At 35.6% G+C, this 16,971-nt stretch carries 14 protein-coding genes and 1 rRNA gene; 8 read left to right on the plus strand and 7 right to left on the minus strand.

Annotated features, from left to right (window positions below; all coding sequences use genetic code 11):
* From AC1DS7_RS02215 to dnaA, 7 genes are all read right to left on the minus strand, one after another.
* A 16S ribosomal RNA gene (locus AC1DS7_RS02215) occupies nucleotides 1-154 on the minus strand; the annotation flags it as partial.
* Between the two features lie 243 nt (nucleotides 155-397).
* Complete coding sequence (gene gyrA / locus AC1DS7_RS02220; RefSeq protein ID WP_002034984.1) at nucleotides 398-2,869, minus strand: DNA gyrase subunit A; 2,472 nt, start codon at nucleotides 2,867-2,869, stop codon at nucleotides 398-400.
* A gap of 88 nt (nucleotides 2,870-2,957) precedes the next feature.
* A complete protein-coding gene (gene gyrB, locus AC1DS7_RS02225; protein ID WP_002034986.1) occupies nucleotides 2,958-4,880 on the minus strand; it encodes a DNA topoisomerase (ATP-hydrolyzing) subunit B in 1,923 nt (640 codons plus the stop codon).
* Nucleotides 4,881-4,918: 38 nt separating this feature from the next.
* Nucleotides 4,919-6,046, minus strand: coding sequence for a DNA replication/repair protein RecF (recF, locus tag AC1DS7_RS02230; protein ID WP_002016486.1), 1,128 nt, complete (start codon nucleotides 6,044-6,046; stop codon nucleotides 4,919-4,921).
* A 12-nt stretch (nucleotides 6,047-6,058) separates the two neighbouring features.
* A complete protein-coding gene (gene yaaA, locus AC1DS7_RS02235) occupies nucleotides 6,059-6,271 on the minus strand; it encodes a S4 domain-containing protein YaaA (RefSeq protein WP_002016484.1) in 213 nt (70 codons plus the stop codon).
* A gap of 128 nt (nucleotides 6,272-6,399) precedes the next feature.
* Nucleotides 6,400-7,545 (minus strand): DNA polymerase III subunit beta, encoded by a 1,146-nt coding sequence (dnaN, locus tag AC1DS7_RS02240; RefSeq protein ID WP_476998755.1) that lies wholly within the window; start codon nucleotides 7,543-7,545, stop codon nucleotides 6,400-6,402.
* A 182-nt stretch (nucleotides 7,546-7,727) separates the two neighbouring features.
* The gene (gene dnaA, locus AC1DS7_RS02245; protein WP_002016481.1) at nucleotides 7,728-9,068 is read right to left on the minus strand and encodes a chromosomal replication initiator protein DnaA; all 1,341 of its coding nucleotides are present in this window, start codon (nucleotides 9,066-9,068) and stop codon (nucleotides 7,728-7,730) included.
* Nucleotides 9,069-9,631: 563 nt separating this feature from the next.
* Between dnaA and rpmH the strand changes: the two genes are divergently transcribed.
* The 8 genes from rpmH (at nucleotide 9,632) to noc (ending at nucleotide 16,896) form a co-directional block, all read left to right on the plus strand.
* Nucleotides 9,632-9,766, plus strand: coding sequence for a 50S ribosomal protein L34 (rpmH, locus tag AC1DS7_RS02250; RefSeq protein WP_002068706.1), 135 nt, complete (start codon nucleotides 9,632-9,634; stop codon nucleotides 9,764-9,766).
* A 76-nt stretch (nucleotides 9,767-9,842) separates the two neighbouring features.
* Nucleotides 9,843-10,190 (plus strand): ribonuclease P protein component, encoded by a 348-nt coding sequence (rnpA, locus tag AC1DS7_RS02255; RefSeq protein WP_002089963.1) that lies wholly within the window; start codon nucleotides 9,843-9,845, stop codon nucleotides 10,188-10,190.
* A 52-nt stretch (nucleotides 10,191-10,242) separates the two neighbouring features.
* Complete coding sequence (gene spoIIIJ / locus AC1DS7_RS02260) at nucleotides 10,243-11,010, plus strand: YidC family membrane integrase SpoIIIJ (RefSeq protein ID WP_002016477.1); 768 nt, start codon at nucleotides 10,243-10,245, stop codon at nucleotides 11,008-11,010.
* The gene (jag, locus tag AC1DS7_RS02265; protein WP_002166368.1) at nucleotides 11,007-11,624 is read left to right on the plus strand and encodes an RNA-binding cell elongation regulator Jag/EloR; all 618 of its coding nucleotides are present in this window, start codon (nucleotides 11,007-11,009) and stop codon (nucleotides 11,622-11,624) included. The genes spoIIIJ and jag overlap by 4 nt, the downstream gene beginning before the upstream one ends.
* A gap of 227 nt (nucleotides 11,625-11,851) precedes the next feature.
* Nucleotides 11,852-13,228, plus strand: a complete 1,377-nt coding sequence (gene mnmE / locus AC1DS7_RS02270) for a tRNA uridine-5-carboxymethylaminomethyl(34) synthesis GTPase MnmE (protein WP_002034990.1) — start codon at nucleotides 11,852-11,854, stop codon at nucleotides 13,226-13,228.
* A gap of 58 nt (nucleotides 13,229-13,286) precedes the next feature.
* Nucleotides 13,287-15,176, plus strand: a complete 1,890-nt coding sequence (gene mnmG, locus AC1DS7_RS02275) for a tRNA uridine-5-carboxymethylaminomethyl(34) synthesis enzyme MnmG (RefSeq protein ID WP_476998756.1) — start codon at nucleotides 13,287-13,289, stop codon at nucleotides 15,174-15,176.
* A gap of 22 nt (nucleotides 15,177-15,198) precedes the next feature.
* Nucleotides 15,199-15,918 (plus strand): 16S rRNA (guanine(527)-N(7))-methyltransferase RsmG, encoded by a 720-nt coding sequence (rsmG, locus tag AC1DS7_RS02280; RefSeq protein WP_002016472.1) that lies wholly within the window; start codon nucleotides 15,199-15,201, stop codon nucleotides 15,916-15,918.
* Between the two features lie 105 nt (nucleotides 15,919-16,023).
* Nucleotides 16,024-16,896: a nucleoid occlusion protein gene (gene noc, locus AC1DS7_RS02285; RefSeq protein ID WP_002016471.1), complete on the plus strand. Its 873-nt coding sequence runs from the start codon at nucleotides 16,024-16,026 to the stop codon at nucleotides 16,894-16,896.
* The last annotated feature ends 75 nt before the right edge of the window (nucleotides 16,897-16,971 follow it).

Below are 16,971 nucleotides of genomic sequence, written 5' to 3' on the forward strand. Positions count from 1 at the left end.
GAGTTATCCCAGTCTTATGGGTAGGTTACCCACGTGTTACTCACCCGTCCGCCGCTAACTTCATAAGAGCAAGCTCTTAATCCATTCGCTCGACTTGCATGTATTAGGCACGCCGCCAGCGTTCATCCTGAGCCAGGATCAAACTCTCCAATAAAGTTAGTTTGTCTAGCATCTAAAAATAAAAATTGACGTTTCACGTTGTTTGTTTCGTTTAGTTTTCAAAGTTCAATGCCGCGTTTCAGCGACTTTCATAATATATCATAGTATATTATTTTCGTCAACAAGTTTTTTTCGATAACTTGTATCTCTCATTTGCTGACTTTTCCTATTATATACACTTTCCTATTGCTATGCAAGTATTATTATAAAAAAATAAGAGGGGGAGAAATCCCCACTCTTACTCTTCAGACGAATCCTCTTCATTAGATTCTTCTTCTTCATCTTTTTGCGCTTTTGCTACTGTCGCTACCTCTTGCTCATCTTCTAATCGAATTAGACGAACACCTTGTGTATTACGTCCCATTTGAGAAATTTGATCAACCGGCATACGAATAATAACGCCTGCTGCTGTAATTAACATAATGTCTTCTTCACCTGTTACAGACTTAACCGCTACTAACTTACCGTTTTTATCTGTAATATTACAAGTCTTCAGACCTTTACCACCACGACTTTGCAGACGGTATTCATCAATCGGTGTACGCTTTCCATAACCATTTTTCGTTACAATTAGAACATTTACATCCTCTTCGACAATTTCCATACCTACAACTTGATCTTCATCACCTAATGTAATTGCTTTTACACCAGCCGCATTACGTCCCATTGAACGCACATCTTGCTCATTGAAACGAATTAACATACCGTTACTTGTCCCAACGATAATATCCTTATCACCAGATGTTAAGCGTACAGAGATTAATTCATCCTCTTCACGAAGAGAAATTGCAATTAAACCATTTGTACGTATATTGGCAAATGATGAAAGTGGTGTTCTCTTAGAGATACCTTGTTTCGTTGTAAAGAATAAGAACTGGTCGTCACCAAATTCACGAATTGGAATAATAGCGTTGATCCACTCACCCTTATCTACCCCTAATAGATTAATAATCGGTATACCCTTTGCTGTACGACTATACTCTGGAATTTCATATCCTTTTGTACGGTATACTTTACCCTTGTTTGTGAAGAATAAAATATGATCATGAGTAGACGTTGTTAATAAATGTTCGACAAAGTCATCATCATTCGTACCCATTCCTTGTACACCACGTCCCCCACGGTTCTGTGTTTTGTACGTAGAAGCCGGTAACCTCTTAATATAACCATTATGAGTAAGTGTAATTGCGATATTTTGTTCTGGGATTAAATCTTCATCCTCTATAGCTTCCATACCGCCAATTGTAATTTCTGTTCTTCTCTTATCATTAAAACGCTCTTTTACTTCAGCTAATTCCTCGCGAATAATTTCAAGAACTTTTTCTTCGTCTGCTAAAATTGCTTTTAACTCTGCAATTATCTTCATTAAATCTTGATATTCTTGTTCGATTTTTTCGCGTTCTAATCCAGTTAAACGTTGCAAACGCATATCTAAAATCGCTTGCGCTTGTTTCTCACTTAAGCCGAAACGTTCCATCAAACCTTGTTTTGCAATATCAGCTGTTTTTGAACTACGGATTAAAGTAATAACTTCATCAAGATGATCTAAAGCAATTCGTAAGCCTTCTAAAATATGAGCACGCGCTTCTGCTTTCTCTAATTCATAAGCAGTACGTCTACGAATCACTACCTTTTGATGCTCTAAATAATAATATAGATTTTGTTTTAAATTTAAGACTTGTGGCTCTCCATTTACAAGAGACAACATATTAATACCGAAACTTGTTTGGAGTGCTGTATGTTTATATAGATTATTTAATAGTACATTGGCATTGGCATCACGACGTACTTCCATAACAATACGCATACCATTTCGATCTGATTCATCACGTAAATCTGTAATACCTTCAATTTTCTTATCACGAACTAATTCTGCGATCTTTTCAATTAATCGCGCCTTATTAACTTGATAAGGTAGTTCTGTTACGATAATAGTTTGTTTACCATTTGCTCTCTCTTCAATTTCAACTTTAGCACGAAGTATAATAGAACCGCGACCTGTTTCGTAAGCTCTTCGAATTCCACTTCGCCCTAAGATTAAACCTGAAGTTGGGAAGTCTGGTCCAGGAATATATTCCATTAATTCCGCGATAGTGATATCAGGGTTATGACTTAATGCCAACACACCATCAATTACTTCTCCAAGTTGATGCGGTGGAATGTTTGTTGCCATACCAACCGCAATACCCGTCGTACCATTGACTAATAAGTTAGGGAAACGCGCTGGTAATACAACTGGCTCTCTTTCAGAACCATCGTAGTTATCTTGATAATCAATTGTATTCTTTGTAATATCGCGTATTAATTCCATAGAAATCTTAGACATTCTTGCTTCTGTATAACGCATTGCTGCCGCTGAATCTCCATCAACAGAACCGAAATTACCATGTCCATCAACAAGCATGTAACGTTGACTAAAATCTTGTGCCATACGTACCATTGTTTCATAAACAGCTGAATCACCGTGCGGGTGATACTTACCAATTACTTCGCCGACAATACGCGCCGACTTCTTATATGCTTTATCAGCTGTAATTCCTAAATCATTCATCGCATATAAAACCCTACGATGAACTGGTTTTAATCCATCACGAACATCTGGTAATGCACGAGACACGATAACACTCATTGCGTAATCTAAAAATGAGGTACGCATTTCATGACTAATATTAATTTCTCGAATTCGTGCTTGTTGTTGATTGTCTGACATCAACGAGCACCTCCTCTTACATTTCCGTTACACATACATTGATTTATATGTAGAAGACAGGAATACTTAGATTCCTGTCATTACTCACTTAAATATCAAGGTTTTTCACGTATTTTGCATTTTCTTGGATAAAGTTACGACGCGGCTCTACTTTATCACCCATCAAAATTTCAAATGTTTCATCCGCTTCAATTGCATCTTGAAGGGAAACTTGAAGTAACGAACGTACTTCTGGGTCCATTGTCGTCTCCCACAGCTGAGTTGGATTCATTTCCCCTAGACCTTTATAACGCTGAATCCCAGGCTTAGGTTGAGCTGGTAATTCAGCTAGTATTTTTTCAAGTTCTTTATTGTTATAAGCATATTGAATTTTTTTACCTTGTTGGACTTTAAACAACGGTGGCTGTGCGATATATATATATCCACACTCAATGATTTGACGCATATAACGATAGAAGAACGTTAATAATAGGGTACGAATATGTGCACCATCAACATCGGCATCTGTCATAATAATAACTTTATGATAGCGAGCTTTTTCAATAGCAAAATCCCCACCAATATTTGTACCAATTGCTGTAATAATTGTACGAACTTCATCATTTGATAAAATCTTATCTAAACGTGCCTTTTCAACGTTAATAATTTTACCCTTCAGTGGTAAAATCGCTTGAAAATGACGATCGCGTCCTTGTTTTGCAGATCCGCCCGCAGAGTCACCCTCCACGATGTAAATTTCGCTAATTGCTGGATCTTTAGAAGAACAATCAGCTAGCTTCCCTGGTAAACTTGAAACTTCTAGAGCACTCTTTCGGCGCGTTAGTTCACGAGCCTTTTTAGCCGCTACACGTGCACGTGCTGCCATAGTCCCTTTATCTATAATTTTACGTGCAACATTGGGATTTTCTAGTAAGAACTTTTCAAACGCCTCTGAGAATACAGACTCTGTAATCGTTCTCGCTTCACTATTTCCAAGTTTCGTCTTTGTTTGTCCTTCAAATTGTGGATTTGGATGCTTAATTGACACGATTGCTGTTAAGCCTTCACGAACATCTTCACCAGTTAAATTACTATCCGCATCTTTTAAAATATTATTTTTACGACCATAATCGTTAATTACACGTGTTAGAGCAGTCTTAAAACCTACCTCATGTGTACCGCCTTCATACGTATGAATATTATTTGTAAATGAATAAATATGATTTGTATAGCCTTCGTTATATTGAAGAGCAACCTCAACCTGAATCCCATCTTTTGAACCGTCAACATATACAGGTTCTTCATGAATCGGTTGTTTTGAACGATTTAAATGTTCAACATATGATTTAATTCCACCTTCATAATGGAATTCTTTCTTTTGCTTATGTTCACGCTTATCTTCAATTGTTAATTTAATATTACGATTTAAAAACGCCAACTCACGCATACGAGTCGCTAATGTATCAAATTCGTATTCTGTCGTCTCTGTAAAAATTTCTGAATCTGGCTTAAAGCGTGTGATCGTTCCTGTACGATCAGTTTCACCTATTACTTTTAAATCTGCAGCCGGGACCCCACGTTCATATTTTTGATAGTGTATTTTTCCATCTCGATGTACAAATACCTCTAATTCTGTTGATAAAGCATTTACAACAGATGCACCTACACCATGCAAACCACCAGAAACTTTATAACCACCACCGCCAAATTTACCACCGGCATGGAGTACCGTCATAATAACTTCTACAGCGGGACGTCCCATTTTTTCTTGTATACCAACAGGGATACCACGACCATCATCTGTTACAACAATACTATTATCTTCTTCAATACTGACATTAATTTCATCACAATATCCTGCTAAAGCTTCATCAATACTGTTATCAACAATTTCCCACACGAGGTGATGAAGACCTTTTCCACTTGTAGAACCGATATACATACCAGGACGCTTTCGAACTGCCTCCAGTCCTTCTAACACCTGAATCTGACTTTCATCATATGCATTTTCCTGCATTTGCTTTTGTTCCATTGACACAAAGATCACCTACTTTTCCATTTAAACAGAAATTATTTTCTGTCTATTTCACAATCTACCGTGCCGTTCGTTACATGAATTGTTTTCGCTTCTTTCAATGTTTCGTGTTCAATTCCCTCGACACTCGTCGTTGTCACAAAGGTTTGTACTTTTCCTTGAATTGTATTTAGCAGATGCGATTGACGATAATCATCTAATTCTGATAACACATCATCTAGTAAAAGAATTGGATATTCCTTAACCTCTGAGTATATCAATTCAATTTCAGCCAATTTTAGGGATAGTGCGGTTGTTCGTTGTTGTCCTTGTGAACCAAAGACTTGAACATTTTTACTATTAACGAAGAATTGTAAATCATCACGATGAGGACCAAGTAAAGTTGTACCCCGAAAAATTTCACGTTGTTTCACAGATTGAAAACTTTCATAGTATACTTCTTTTATTTTCGACAAATCCATTGATTCTGATACATCTACACTTGGTTTATAAACGATTTCTAACTCCTCTAATCCCCTGCTAATTCCGCGATGAATTGGAGCAGCCCATTCTTGTAGTAAATGCAAAAACTCAAAACGTTTTCGCAAAATTTTTGCACCATGCTCAATAAGTTGAAGTGTAAATACATCCAACATCGTTTCCTCATTTTTACTATTCCCTTGCATCTTCTTAAGTAAATGATTTCGTTGCGTGAGTACCTTTTGATATTGACTTAATTCATACAAATAGACCGGAGCTATTTGTCCAAGTTCCATATCCAAAAAGCGTCTTCGTACTTGAGGGCTTCCTTTTACAAGATTTAAATCTTCTGGGGCAAACATAACAACATTCATTTCACCAATATACTGGCTCAATTTTTGTTGTTCTAACTGATTTAACTTTGCCTTTTTACCTTTTTTTGAAATGTTTAATTCTAAGGATACTGAACTATTTCGCCTTTGTAATCTACCTTTTATATTACCATAATCCTCATCCCAACGAATGAGTTCACGATCGTTCGAAGTTCTATGAGATTTCGCCATCGCCAATACATAAATAGCTTCCATCAGATTCGTTTTCCCTTGCGCATTTTCACCAATAATTACATTGACTTTATCCTCAAAGGAAAGCTCTAAATGCTCATAATTGCGATAGTTTTTTAATTGTATTTCTGTAATAAACAAAGGGATCCCCCTTTATGCCTGAACTTGGAAAGTTCCGCTTCCCGGAATTTCAACAATATCATTTGCATATAACTTTCGGCCTCTTCTATTTTCAAGTTCTTGATTCACGTATACTTCATATTCTTGTAAGAACCATTTCACAGCGCCACCTGTATCAATTACATCAGCTAACTTTAAAAATTGTCCTAGTGTAATGTATTCTGTTGAAATCTTAATAAGTTTCATAAAATCGCTCACTTTCTGAAAGTGTTCATTCTTTCATTGTACTAAATAAACTAGCATTAGGAAAGTAATACCCCACAAATCAAATAAGGGTCACTAGTACCTTTACACTAGCAACCCTTAATCCTTACTTAGTAAGTACGGACTGGTAAAATTAATTGGATAATGGAATCATCATTTACTGTGCGAATTAAAAACGGTCTCATCGCTCCAGTAAAACTAACTTTAATTTCTGTACTGTCTAAAGCCTTTAATGCGTCCATCATATATTTTGCACTAAAAGATATTTTTAATTCTTCTCCATCTACATTTTCACATTGAACCTCTTCTACTACTTTTCCGATTTCTGGTGCATTCGAAGAAATCTCTAACATCTGTTGTTCTAATGTCGATAATTTAACAACGTTGTTACGACCATCTCTTGCTAACAACGACGCACGATCAATCGCTTGTAAAAATTCTTTTGTATTTACAAATATATCAGTTTTACTTTCAGCTGGAATTAAACGCGTTGTATCTGGATAATTTCCTTCTAATAATCTTGAGAAGAATAATAAATGTTTTGTACGGAATAATACTTGATACTCCGTAATAACGATATCTACCATTTCTTCAGATTCATCTAGAATTTTACTTAATTCACTTAAGCTCTTACCAGGAATAACGACATTCGCTTGAAATTCATCGGCAATATTATACCCTTCGATTTTTGCTTTACGAAGTGCTAGTCTGTGACTATCTGTTGCAATACAAGTTAGCTCGCTGTTATATACCTTCCAGTTTACACCTGTCAAGATCGGTCTTGTTTCAGAACTTGAAACTGCAAATACTGTTTGACGAATCATGTGCTTTAGTAAATCTGTTGGAACCTTAAATACATGATGTTCTTCGATTTGTGGTAATAACGGATATTCAGCAGCATCTAAACCATTTAAGTTGAACTCTGATTTTCCAGATTTTATTTTTGTCATAAAATGATTTTCCACAGAAATTTCGACAGTTTCTTTAGGTAATTTTTTTACGATCTCACTAAAATATTTTGCTTGTAAAATAATACTTCCTGATTGTTCAATTTCCACAATTTCTTTTCCAGCATCTTCGACTGGGATAAATGATTCGATAGAGATGTCTGCATCACTACCTGTTAAAGTAACTCCTTCTTCAGTTGCTACAACTTTAATCCCTGTAAGAATTGGAATTGTTGTACGAGAAGAAACTGCCTTCATTACATCTTGTACACTTCTTACAAGATAGTCTTTTTGTATTGTAAAACGCATAACGAAAAACCTCCGGTAAGTATAAGATTTTATTTATTTAATAAAGATAAAAAAGTAGTAGTAATAGTAATAGGGCTTGTGGATATGTGGATAACCCTGTTTAAAGATGTAAAAACAGTCTATCTACATGTGGATAGACTGTGCGTAAAATAAGCTAAGTTATTCACACTATTCAGCTACTACTATTTTAAAATATCCTTAACTTCTTCAACGTGTTTTTGTAATTGAGTATCCGTTTTTAATAGCTTCGAAATTTTTTCGTGAGCATGGATTACTGTTGTATGATCGCGGCCACCAAATTCTTCACCTATTTTTGGCAAAGATGAGTCCGTAAGTTCACGTGATAAATACATCGCAATTTGGCGAGGAAATGCAACGGATTTGGTCCGTTTTTTTGCTTTGAAATCTTCTAATTTTACTTGATAGACGCCCCCAACAGCCTTTTGAATATCAGAAATAGAAATAATTCTAGGTATAGAGTTTGGAATAATATTTTTAAGCGCTTCAGCCGCTAAATCAGCATTCATATCTTTATTAATTAAAGATGAATAAGCTACAACTCGAATAAGTGCACCCTCTAGTTCACGAATATTTGAATCGATTTGATTTGCGATATAAAGCATAACTTCATTTGGTATATCAAGACCTTCTGCTTTTGCTTTTTTACGTAAAATTGCGATTCTAGTTTCTAAATCTGGTGGCGTAATGTCCGTAATTAACCCCCATTCAAAGCGAGAACGAAGGCGATCTTCTAAAGTTGGGATTTCTTTTGGTGGTCTATCGCTTGAAATCACAATTTGTTTACTTTCTTCATGTAACGCATTAAATGTATGGAAAAACTCTTCCTGTGTTTGTTCTTTTCCAGCAAGAAATTGAATATCATCTATCAATAAGACATCTACATTACGATATTTATTACGAAAATCGACAGCTTTATTATCACGAATTGAATTAATAAATTCATTTGTAAATTTTTCAGATGATAAATATACAACTTTTGCATTTGGGTTGTGTTCAATTACATAATGCCCAATTGCGTGCATTAAATGTGTTTTTCCAAGTCCAACGCCCCCGTAAATAAAGAGCGGATTATAGGCTTTAGCTGGTGCTTCAGCTACAGCTAAAGAAGCAGCATGTGCAAAACGATTACCAGAGCCAATAACAAATGTATCAAATGTATATTTTGGGTTTAACATACTCTGTGGTAAGTGATTAGACTCATCATGGGCGTGTTTTTGCTTAACAGAAGGGAGATCTATATCCTCTTCTGCCTGACTTTGGGGAATGATAAAACGAATAGCTAGTTTTGCCCCTGTTAAATCATAAAGTGTTTCGGAGATTAGTTCCGAATAATGAGATTCTAGCCAGTCACGAGCGAATTCATTTGGAGCTGTAATAGTTAATACATCTTTTTTTAAGTTATGAGCAGTTGTTGATTTTAACCATGTTTCATAACTTGGCTTGCTTACCTTTTTTTCTAATTCTTTTAAGGCACTATTCCATAAATCAGAGATATTTTCCAAAGGTGTCCCTCCTTTACAAAGATGGTAAAAGAATAAGGTTGCGCAACAATTGTACAACCTGTAAATATTTCTAATGCATATTTATACGAAACGTATTTTAAAATATAAAAACGTCGTTAGTATCCGAGATAGAGTTTTCGACAAAATAACACATGTGGACAACTATTTACTCACATGTGATTTAAACTATCCACATGTTATGCACAAATTGTGGATAAAATAAAGGTGTGGAAAACTTATTCAAAGTGAAAACACAACTATAATATCAAAAAAAAGCAGCTATAGCAATGAATTTAAGAAAGTTATCCACAAAATCAATACCTTGTGGAATAAACTTGTCCACAACACGATATACTGTGTAAAAGTAAAAAAAGAGTTTGTGGATATAAAAAAGAGAAAAAATATTTATCCACAAGGAAATATAGGGACTGTGAAAAAGTATGTGAATAGGTTGAAAATGAATATTTGATGAAAATTTCGAGAACCATTGACATTTTCCTATTTGATTTACTATAATTTATTAGACTGTCTTTAACAGATATTCCTCAGGGAGGTGTCATATAATGAAAAGAACTTACCAACCAAATAAACGTAAGCGCAGCAAAGTACATGGTTTCCGCAGCCGTATGAGCACAGCAAACGGACGTAGAGTGCTTGCAGCTCGTCGTCGTAAAGGAAGAAAAGTATTATCTGCGTAGACCACTGAACGTTCAGTGGTCTTTTTTTCTAATAATAATGAGTTTCCGCTGATGAAATACAGGAGTGTCAAATGATATGAAGAAAAAAAATCGTATAAAAAAGAATGATGAATTCCAGGCTGTTTTCCAAAAAGGACAATCAAATGCCAATCGCCAGTTTGTTGTATACAAATTAGATAAAGAAAAACAGCCGCATTTTCGCATTGGTCTTTCTGTTAGTAAGAAAATAGGAAATGCAGTAGTGCGTAATCGAATTAAGCGTATGATTCGCCAATCGATTATAGAATTAAAAGATGAGATAGATTCTGGAAAAGATTTTGTTATAATAGCAAGGAAGCCTTGTGCAGAGATGACATATGAAGAGTTAAAGAAAAGCTTAATTCATGTCTTTAAACGCTCTGGTATGAAAAGAATAAAAAAGTAGCGTAAGGAAATGAATTACACTATATACATACCGAAACAAGGAGGAGCAGGCTTTGAAAAAGAAAATAGGTTTATTAGCCATGGTTATTATGTTAATGGCAATCGCTACCGGTTGTAGTGAAACAAATCAGCCGATTACACCGAAAAGCACTGGGATTTGGAATGAATATTTCGTATACCCGCTTTCTCAGTTAATCACGTATTTTGCAGAATTATTTGGTAGTAATTACGGTTTAGCAATCGTTGTTACAACTCTTATCATTCGTTTTGCATTATTACCATTAATGATTAAACAAACGAAGAGTACGAAAGCAATGCAGGCGTTACAACCAGAAATGGTGAAATTAAAAGAGAAATATAGTTCTAAAGATCAAGCAACACAGCAAAAACTACAACAAGAAATGATGCAGTTATATCAAAAGAATGGTGTAAACCCATTAGCAGGATGTTTACCAATATTTGTTCAGATGCCTATTTTATTCGCGTTTTATCATGCGATTATGAGAACAACAGCAATTAGTGAACATACATTTTTATGGTTCGATTTAGGACAGGCGGATCCGTTCTATATCCTTCCAATTGTTGCAGCTATTACGACGTTTATTCAGCAAAAGCTTGCAATGGCAGGAACGGCTGGACAAAATCCGCAAATGGCAATGATGATTTGGCTTATGCCAATTATGATTTTAGTCTTTGCAATTAACTTCCCAGCAGCACTATCATTGTACTGGGTAGTTGGTAATATCTTTGGTATCGCTCAAATGTATATGATCAAAGGGCCTGACATTAAGGCTAGTAAGGCAGGAGGATCAAGCAAGTGAGTATGATTACTGCTAAAGGACAAACAGTCGAGCTGGCAGTACAAGATGCTTTAAGACAATTAAATGCTTCGAAAGATCGAGTAGATATAAATATTATCGATGAGGGTAAGAGGGGGTTCCTAGGTTTATTTGGGAATCGCCCCGCTGTTGTAGAAGTTGTATTGAAAAAAGATCCAATCCAAGAATGTGAAGAATATTTAAAAAATGTTATTCAAAATATGGGTGTGGAAGTTGAGATTAGAAAAATTGTAAAAGGACGCGAAGTTGAATTTACAATTTCTGGTGAAAATATTGGTGTTTTAATTGGTAAAAGAGGGAATACGTTGAATTCTTTACAGTATTTAACAAAGCTTGTTGCGAACCGTAATACAAAGCAATATATTGGTATTACACTGGATGCTGAAAACTATCGTAGTAAAAGAAAAAATACGTTAGAATCTCTTTCCTATCGATTAGCAAAACAAGTAGTGAGTACGAAAAAAAGAGTTGTTCTAGAACCAATGCCTTCTTTCGAACGAAAAATTATTCACCAAGCATTATCTAATCATCAAAATATCATTACAACTTCTGAAGGAAAAGAACCACATCGGTATGTTGTAATATCTTCCAAGTGACCGGTTACTCAATTGAGTGCCGGTTTTTTTGAGGAGAAAATAAATGTGGATAACTAAAAAACACTAAACTTATCCACTGTGAATAAGTTTAGTGTTTTTTACATAAGGACATAATAAAATGAGTTATTATTCTTTTGTAGATAGGTTCGTTATGGTATCCTAATAATTTAGTGACGGAAAAAATTCATGTTGAAATAGAGATAAATAAGCAAGTGAGGTGAAAGGACATGGAATTTGATACAATTGCCGCAATTTCCACAGCACTTGGGGAAGGTGCAATTGCCATTGTTCGAGTAAGTGGGGATGATGCGATTGAGAAAGTCGATCGTATTTTTAAAGGGAAGGATTTAACACAGGTTTCTTCTCATACAATTCATTATGGTCATATTGTCGATTTAGATACAAATCAAGTTATTGAAGAAGTTATGGTGTCCATTATGCGTGCACCAAGGACTTTTACGCGTGAAAATATAGTAGAAATTAACTGTCATGGTGGACTTGTTTCGGTAAATAAAGTATTACAGCTTATTTTAGCGCAAGGAGTACGACTGGCAGAGCCTGGTGAATTTACAAAACGTGCTTTTTTAAATGGACGTATTGATTTGTCACAAGCAGAAGCTGTTATGGACTTAATCCGTGCGAAAACAGATCGTGCTATGAATGTAGCGATTAACCAAATGGAAGGACGATTATCTAAATTAATCGGCCATCTGCGTCAAGAAATATTAGAAACATTAGCTCATATTGAAGTGAATATAGATTACCCAGAATATGATGATGTAGAAGAGATGACGCATAATATTCTAATTGAGAAAGCTACACATGTCCGTGCTGAAATTGCAAAGATATTAGAAACATCGAAGCAAGGAAAGATTTTACGTGAAGGCATTTCTACCGCGATTATCGGTAGACCTAACGTTGGGAAATCATCGCTATTAAATAGTCTTGTTCAGGAGAAAAAGGCAATTGTAACTGATATTGCAGGAACAACTCGTGATGTTATTGAAGAGTACGTTAATGTGCGTGGTGTACCACTTAAACTTATAGATACAGCCGGAATTCGTGAAACGGAAGATATTGTTGAACGAATTGGTGTAGAGCGTTCGAAGGAAATGATGAGCCAAGCAGACTTAGTGTTAATTGTAGTGAATTATAGCGAGGCTTTAACAAATGAAGATGAGGATCTATTCCGTGCCGTACAAGGAAAAGATTTCATTGTTATTGTAAATAAGACAGATTTACCGCAAGAAATTGATATGGAACGTGTTACAGATTTAGCGGTAGGCAATCGTGTTATTACAACATCTTTAATTGAGGAGCAAGGAATAGATGAGCTTGAAAAGGCAATAGCTGATTTATTCTTTGAAGGAACAATTGATTCTGCGGATATGACATACGTGTCTAATGCGAGACATATCGGATTATTAACACAAGCAGGAAGAACAATTAACGATGCAATTGAAGCGATAGAAAATGGTGTTCCGATTGATATGGTTCAAATTGATTTAACAAGAGCGTGGGAAATACTTGGTGAAATTACTGGTGATACTGTCCATGAAAGCTTAATTGACCAATTGTTCTCTCAATTTTGTTTAGGAAAATAAAGTAAAACTTTAATCAGAGATGATTTAGTAAGATAGAGGTTATTAGGAGGAATAAACAATGGGATACAATGCCGGTTTATATGATGTCATAGTAATCGGTGCAGGTCATGCAGGATGTGAAGCTGGTCTTGCGGCAGCACGAATGGGCTCAAAAACATTAATGTTAACAATTAACTTAGATATGGTAGCGTTCATGCCATGTAACCCTTCTGTTGGTGGACCAGCAAAAGGGATTGTTGTTCGTGAAATTGATGCATTAGGCGGAGAAATGGGACGCAATATTGATAAAACACATATTCAAATGCGTATGTTAAATACGGGTAAAGGACCAGCTGTACGCGCGCTTCGTGCACAAGCTGATAAATTCTCTTACCAGCATGAATTAAAGAAAACAATTGAAGAAACACCAAACTTAACGTTGTTTCAAGGTCTGGTAGAGCGTTTAATTATTGAAGATGGTTTATGTAAAGGGGTAATTACGCAAGCTGGTGCTGAATATACAGCGAAAACAGTTGTAATTACAACGGGAACATTTTTACGTGGTGAGATTATTATGGGAGATTTAAAATATTCAAGTGGTCCAAATAATCAGCAACCATCTATTACATTATCTGAACACTTAGAGGAACTTGGTTTTGATCTTGTTAGATTTAAAACAGGTACACCTCCGCGTGTAAACAGTAATACGATTGATTATAGTAAAACAGAAATTCAACCAGGTGATGATAAGCCACGTGCTTTCTCTTTTGAAACGACAAAATTTATTATGGATCAAATTCCATGTTGGTTAACGTATACAAGTACAGAAACACATCGTTTAATAGATGAAAACTTACATCGCTCAGCTATGTATTCTGGTATGATTAAAGGAACAGGGCCTAGATATTGCCCTTCAATTGAAGACAAGGTAGTAAGATTTAATGATAAACCACGTCATCAAATTTTCTTAGAGCCAGAAGGACGTAATACACAAGAAGTATATGTACAAGGCTTATCGACGAGCTTACCAGAAGATGTACAGCGTGCAATGCTTAGAACAATTCCTGGCCTGGAAAATGTTGAAATGATGCGTACGGGTTATGCAATTGAATATGATGCGATCGTACCAACTCAACTATGGCCAACACTTGAAACGAAAAAAATTAAAAATTTATATACAGCAGGACAAATTAACGGAACTTCTGGTTACGAAGAAGCAGCAGGACAAGGGCTTATGGCTGGGATTAATGCAGCGTGTCGTTCTTTAGGTAAAAAAGAAGTTATTTTAGGTCGTGCTGATGCTTATATTGGTGTCTTAATTGATGACCTTGTAACGAAAGGTACAAATGAACCATATCGTTTATTAACGTCTCGTGCAGAATATCGCCTATTATTACGCCATGATAATGCTGACCTTCGTTTAACTGAAGTTGGTCGTGAAATTGGCTTAATTAAAGAAGATCGCTATGAGCGATTTACAAATAAAAAGTTACAAATTGAACAGGAGAAGGAACGGTTAGAGAGTATTTTTATTAAACCGCGTCCTGAAGTTCAAGAATTAATTCGTAGTATTGGCGGAAGTGAATTGAAAGATGGAATACGTGCAAGTGACTTATTACGTCGTCCAGAGGTGACATATGAGCATATTCATCTTTTAGTACCAAGTGAAGTAGCATTAAGTGATGAAATTACGGAACAAGTTGAAATTCAGACCAAGTACGAAGGATATATCGAGAAATCTTTACAGCAAGTAGAACGTATGAAGAAAATGGAAAACAAAAAAATTCCTGTGGATATTGATTATGATGCGATTTCTAGCCTTGCCTCAGAAGCAAGACAGAAATTGAAAGATGTTCGTCCGCTTTCAATGGGGCAAGCTTCACGTATTTCTGGTGTAAATCCAGCTGATGTTTCAATTTTGCTTATTTACATTGAACAAGGAAAAATTGCACGAGTATCGAACCAATAACATAGTAAGGAGATATTGCTAGATGAACATAGAACAATTTCAATCTATGCTAGAAGAGAAGGGTATTTCCCTCTCTTCTAGACAGTTAGAGCAGTTCGGAATCTATTTTGAAACATTAGTAGAGTGGAATGAAAAAATGAACTTAACGGCTATTACGGAGAAAGAAGAAGTATACTTAAAACACTTTTTTGATTCTGTTACAGCGGCTTTTTATTATGATTTTTCGAAACCATTTTCTATTTGTGATGTTGGAGCAGGAGCTGGATTCCCAAGTATCCCTTTAAAAATCTGTTTCCCGCACTTAAAAGTAACAATTGTAGATTCATTACAAAAACGTATTAATTTCTTAAATCACTTAGCGCAAAAGTTAGAATTAAGTGATGTTGCATTTTGTCATGATCGTGCTGAAACATTTGGAAAAAAAGAAGGTGTACGTGAAGCATACGATATTGTAATGGCACGTGCAGTTGCACGTCTTTCTGTATTAAGTGAGCTATGTTTACCACTTGTAAAAGTAGGGGGAACATTCATTGCAATGAAAGGTGCAGCGGCGAACGAAGAAATCGAAAATGGCAAATATGCTTTAGAGGTACTTGGCGGAGAATTGAAAGAAATGTCTACGTTCCAATTACCGTTTGAAGAAAGCGAGCGTAATATTTTATTAATCGAGAAAAAGCGCAAGACACCAAAGAAATATCCACGCAAACCGGGAACGCCCAATAAATTACCTATTGAAAAATAAATCTTATTAGACGTAAGATTAAATTATATAAATGAAAACGTAAATGTTTCATAGGAAACATTTTATGTAGAACAGTCAATAGGCCTAAAAGGTGGTGGAATATGTATGAAAAATACGTTTTCTCGTTTATTTGGCTTTGGAGATAAAGAGAGCGAATTCGAATTACAAGACGAAAGCCATGAAGAAATAGCTAAAAAGGTATATGAAGAAATACAGGAAATTCCGATAGTAAACATTACCCCTAACCGTTATCAACCACGAACAGTTTTTGACGATGCACGTATTGAGGAGCTAGCATTAACGATTCGTACACATGGGCTTATCCAGCCGATTGTTGTGAGACAGTATGAGGATGATAAGTACGAGATTATTGCCGGGGAAAGGCGTTTCCGCGCAGCAACAAAGTTAGGGTGGGAAAAAGTTCCTGCAATAATAAAGAATTTAAATGATACTGAGACAGCTTCTGTAGCGTTAATTGAAAATTTGCAACGTGAGGAATTAACAGCAATTGAGGAAGCTGTGGCATATCAAAAGCTGATTGAGTTACATAATTTAACACAAGAAGCATTGGCACAACGACTTGGAAAAGGACAATCGACAGTCGCAAATAAATTGCGATTATTAAAATTGCCTGAAGAAATCAAAAGTGCATTATTAGAAAAAAGTATTACAGAACGGCATGCTCGCGCCCTTATTCCTTTGAAGAATGAGGAATTACAACTGAAGGTTTTACAAGAGATTGTGGAGAAGCAATTGAATGTAAAGCAAACAGAAGAACGAATTGCAAAGTTATTAGAAGAAGTAAAACCAAAGCGCAAAGCGAAGCAAAAAGCAGTAAGTCGAGATGCGAGAATTGCTATGAACACGATTAGACAATCATTACAAATGGTTGCTAATAGTGGTTTGAATGTTAATTCTGCGGAAGAAGAGTTTGATGAATACTATCAAATTACGATTAAAATTCCGAAGAAAAAATAATTACGTGCTAGAGACCTTATCCTATTGGAGAGGTCTCTTTTACTATATTTTCTTGTTAAAGCAAGAAGGAGTTTA

The organism is Bacillus sp. P4_E1 (assembly GCF_056401715.1).